4 protein-coding genes are annotated in these 3,622 nt (G+C 73.3%); 2 read left to right on the top strand and 2 right to left on the bottom strand.

All coding sequences use genetic code 11. The features are described from left to right. Nucleotides 1-214 precede the first annotated feature (214 nt). A complete protein-coding gene (locus AB0O67_RS36955) occupies nt 215-643 on the top strand; it encodes a hypothetical protein (protein ID WP_365460389.1) in 429 nt (142 codons plus the stop codon). Here the strand turns inward: AB0O67_RS36955 and AB0O67_RS36950 are convergent. After that, nucleotides 632-1,534, bottom strand: a complete 903-nt coding sequence (locus tag AB0O67_RS36950) for a helix-turn-helix domain-containing protein (protein ID WP_365460386.1) — start codon at nt 1,532-1,534, stop codon at nt 632-634. The genes AB0O67_RS36955 and AB0O67_RS36950 overlap by 12 nt on opposite strands. Before the next feature lie 69 nt (nt 1,535-1,603). Between AB0O67_RS36950 and AB0O67_RS36945 the strand changes: the two genes are divergently transcribed. Then, a complete protein-coding gene (locus AB0O67_RS36945; RefSeq protein ID WP_365460383.1) occupies nt 1,604-2,422 on the top strand; it encodes a phytanoyl-CoA dioxygenase family protein in 819 nt (272 codons plus the stop codon). 3 nt (nt 2,423-2,425) lie between these two features. Here the strand turns inward: AB0O67_RS36945 and AB0O67_RS36940 are convergent, their stop codons facing one another. Continuing rightward, nucleotides 2,426-3,394: an aldo/keto reductase gene (locus tag AB0O67_RS36940; protein ID WP_365460380.1), complete on the bottom strand. Its 969-nt coding sequence runs from the start codon at nt 3,392-3,394 to the stop codon at nt 2,426-2,428. Nucleotides 3,395-3,622 lie beyond the last annotated feature (228 nt).

The raw sequence follows: 3,622 nt of genomic DNA, 5'->3' as shown, positions 1-3,622 counted from the left end.
CGGTGATGCGGGCGGGCAACGGAGCCTGATCTCACCGGACTCTTGCCCTCACCTGTTGCCAGGGACAGGCACCAGTTGATCGACGCCCGAGGATCTCCCTGCACACCCCGCTCGCCGAAGTCCTTTCCGTCGTCCTGCCCGCCATCGTTCTGTGGTGGGCGGTACTTCGCCCGTTCCGGCTGCCGGAGGCCGTGGTCGCGGAGCCGGCGGCGACGTGGAAAGCCTGTTCCGGGCCTGCGGCGCGTGGCTCGCGCGCCGGGCGGCGGGCGGCCCGGACGGTGCCTGGGCCGCCCCGCCGCGGGCGCGCTGGTTCTCGCGGGCCCGCGCCTGCGTACGACGCCCTGCGACGCCGTTCACGGTCGTGCGGGCCTCGGCGCCCGCGTTCCTCGCGTTCGTGCTCGCCCTCGGTGTGGTGGTGCGTGCGGTGGTCGACAACGGCCTCGCCGGTGCGTTGGGGCACGCGCTGCCGGACGGGGCTCCTGGCGCTGATCGGCATCGCCGTGCCGGCCGCCCTTATGGCCGACTGGCGGCGCTGATCACCGCCGTGGTCGCGCTGTGGGTGTCCCTCCCGGTCGTCGGGGTGACCCCCGGGCAGCCGGGGGCCGGGTCACCCGGGTGGACCAGTCCGGCGTCACCGGTGTGACGCCCGGTACGCGCCCGGGGGGTCTCCGAAGCGGGCGTGGAAGACCCGGTTGAAGTGGAAGGGGCTGGCGAAGCCCGATGCCGTGGCCACGCGTTCCACGGACAGGTCGGTGCCCTCCAGCAGGCGGGCGGCGTGCCGGAGGCGGGTCTCGCGCAGGCTGCGCATCGGCGACTCCCCCGTCTGCTGGGCGAACAGGTGCGCGAACCGGGAGGGCGACAGCGCGACCGCCTCCGCCAGCGAGCGGACGGTGTGCGGCGCGCCGGGGTCGGCCGCGATCAGCGCCTGGGCCCGGCGCACCCGGGCGTCGATGCCCCGCGGCGGCACGGCGGTGCGCGCGGCCGACGCCGTGAGCAGGACGATCTCCTCCAGGGCGCAGAGCGCCAGCTCATGGGCCGCCGTGCCGTGGGCGACGGCCACCGGGTCGTCGGCGGGCAGGGTCGCGGGCGGTGCCTCCGCGCCCGTCCAGCGGGCGTCGGCGAGCATCCTGCGGAACGCCGACTCCACCCGGCCGTGCAGTGCCGCCGGGACGGGGGCGACGACATGGACGCCGTCTCCGGCGTCGTAGGGGCGAAGCCAGGGCCGCCAGGACGGGCGTGCCTGGCAGTGCGCCCACCAGAAGCGCCAGTGCCGCGCGCCCGGGGCGACGCCGTAGCCCTGCCGGACGCCGGGCGCGAGCACCACCAGGTCGCCCGGGTCAGCGGGCGTCCCGGTGCCCCCCTGGCGCAGTCGGCCCCGGCCGCCCGTCGTCCAGGTGAACAGCCAGCTGTCCGCGCCGCGTGGCCGATCCACGGCGTAGCCCGGAGACTGGTCGAAGTGGCCGATCACCACCAGGCCGGGCGGCGGCGACGGAGCGCCGGGTGCAGCAGCCTCGGGCAAGTCGTCAGCGCTCATGGGCATCCTCCACAGCCGCGTTCCGGCCTAGCGTGGTGCACCGGGGACACCTCACCGAGGAGTGGACGCATGACAGCCACGGACATCGGCGCCGCCGGTCATCCCATCCTGACCGAGGAGGGGCTCGCACGGTTCCAGGAGGACGGTTTCACTGTCGTACGCGGGCTGTTCGGGCATGACGAGATCGACCGCCTGTGCGCGGAGTTCACGGCGCTGCACGCGGGCGGTCCGGTGCCGGGACACTTCCAGCCGAGGGCGGGCGACGACCCGCTCGCCGCCTACCCGAGGGTCATGCACCCTCACGAGATCAACGACCTGGCGCTGCGGTTCCTGCTGGACGCGCGGCTGCGTGTGGCGCTGGAGGTGCTGCTCGGCGAGGAGCCGCTGGCCGCGCAGAGCATGTTCTACTTCAAGCCGCCGGGCGCCCGGGGGCAGGCGCTGCACCAGGACAACTTCTATCTGCGGGTCGAGCCGGGCACGTGCGTGGCGGCGTGGGTGGCCTGCGATGTGATCGACCGGGAGAACGGCGGTCTGGAGGTCGTGCCGGGCACGCACCGGATGGACCTGTTCTGCCCCGAGGAGGCGGACGAGCGGGTGTCGTTCGCACGGGAGTACGTGCCACCGCCGCCCGGCCTCAGCCCCGTACCGGTCGACATGCGGCCGGGCGACGTCCTGTTCTTCAACGGCAGCCTGGTCCACGGCTCCGGGCCGAACCGCGCCGCCGACCGCTTCCGGCGTTCGTTCATCGGCCACTACGTGGGCCGCTCCACCGAACGCATCGGCGGCCACTACCGCACGCGGACGATGAGCGGCGACCGGGTGCCGCTGCCCGAGAGCGAGGGCGCGGGCCCGTGCGGCACGGAGTTCGCACCACCGGGCCCGCACTGAGCCTCAGTGCCCCGAGACGGGGTGCGGGGCGTAGGGCTGCTCCAGTTCCTCGATCTCCTTGCCGGTGAGCTCCAGCTCGACGGCGGCCACCGCGTCGTCGATGTGGTGCGGTTTGCCGGCGCCGATGATCGGGGCCGTCACCGTGTCCTGGTGCAGCAGCCACGCGAGGGCGACCTGGGCACGCGGCACGCCCCGGTCGTTCGCGATCCGGGTGACGGCCTCGACGATCGTGCGGTCGCCCTCCTGGTAGAGACGGCCGCCGAAGTCGTCGTTCGCACTGCGCTCGGTGGTGGTGCCCCAGTCCCGGGTGAGGCGGCCGCGGGCGAGCGGGCTCCACGGCAGCACGCCGACGCCCTGGTCCGCGCAGAGCGGCAGCATCTCGCGCTCCTCCTCGCGGTACAGGAGGTTGTAGTGGTTCTGCATGGACACGAAGCGGGTCCAGCCGTGCAGCCGGGCCGTGTACTGCGCCTTGGAGAACTGCCAGGCGTACATCGAACTCGCGCCGATGTAGCGCACCTTGCCCGCCTTGACCAGGTCGTGCAGCGCCTCCATCGTCTCCTCGATCGGCGTCTGCGGGTCCCAGCGGTGGATCTGGTAGAGGTCGACGTAGTCCGTGCCGAGGCGGCTGAGGCTGTGGTCGATCTCGGTCATGATCGCCTTGCGGGAGAGACCGCCGCCGTTCGGACCGGGCCGCATCCGGCCGTGCACCTTCGTGGCCAGCACGATCTCGTCCCGGCGGGCGAAGTCCCTCAGCGCCCTGCCGACGATCTCCTCGCTGGTGCCGTCCGAGTAGACGTTCGCGGTGTCGAAGAAGGTGATCCCGGCCTCCAGCGCCTGCCGGATCAGCGGGCGGGACGCCTCCTCGCCGAGGGTCCACTCGTGGGCGCCCCGGTCGGGAAGACCGTAGGTCATGCAGCCCAGACAGATCCGCGAGACGTCCAGGCCCGTCGAACCGAGCTTCACGTACTGCATCGTTGCTGCTCCTGCCGTCGGAGGGGGTCCGAGGCGAGCGTACGTCTTCACGCGCACTCCAACCGGGCGGCGTGGTCTGGCGCCGGTCGGTGACCCGGATCCGGGCCGGGAGCGGCGTGTCCGCGCCGGTCAGGTGGCGATGTTGCGCAGCGCCGCCGCGAGCTTGCCGAGGTCCAGTTCTGTCAGGTGGTCGAGGAAGTGGCGCCGGACCGAGGCCAGGTTGGTCGG

The organism is Streptomyces sp. NPDC086077 (assembly GCF_040686175.1).
Classification (GTDB): Bacteria; Actinomycetota; Actinomycetes; order Streptomycetales; family Streptomycetaceae; genus Streptomyces.
The sequence above is the reverse complement of the archived record's forward strand: the minus strand, read 5'-3'. Positions and strand labels throughout refer to the sequence as shown.

What these genes read in the sequence shown, in the direction of transcription:
- AB0O67_RS36950 (WP_365460386.1), bottom strand. Translation starts at nt 1,534, where the DNA reads ATGAGCGCTGACGACTTGCCCGAGGCTGCTGCACCCGGCGCTCCGTCG.
- AB0O67_RS36940 (WP_365460380.1), bottom strand. Translation starts at nt 3,394, where the DNA reads ATGCAGTACGTGAAGCTCGGTTCGACGGGCCTGGACGTCTCGCGGATC.
- AB0O67_RS36945 (WP_365460383.1), top strand. Translation starts at nt 1,604, where the DNA reads ATGACAGCCACGGACATCGGCGCCGCCGGTCATCCCATCCTGACCGAG.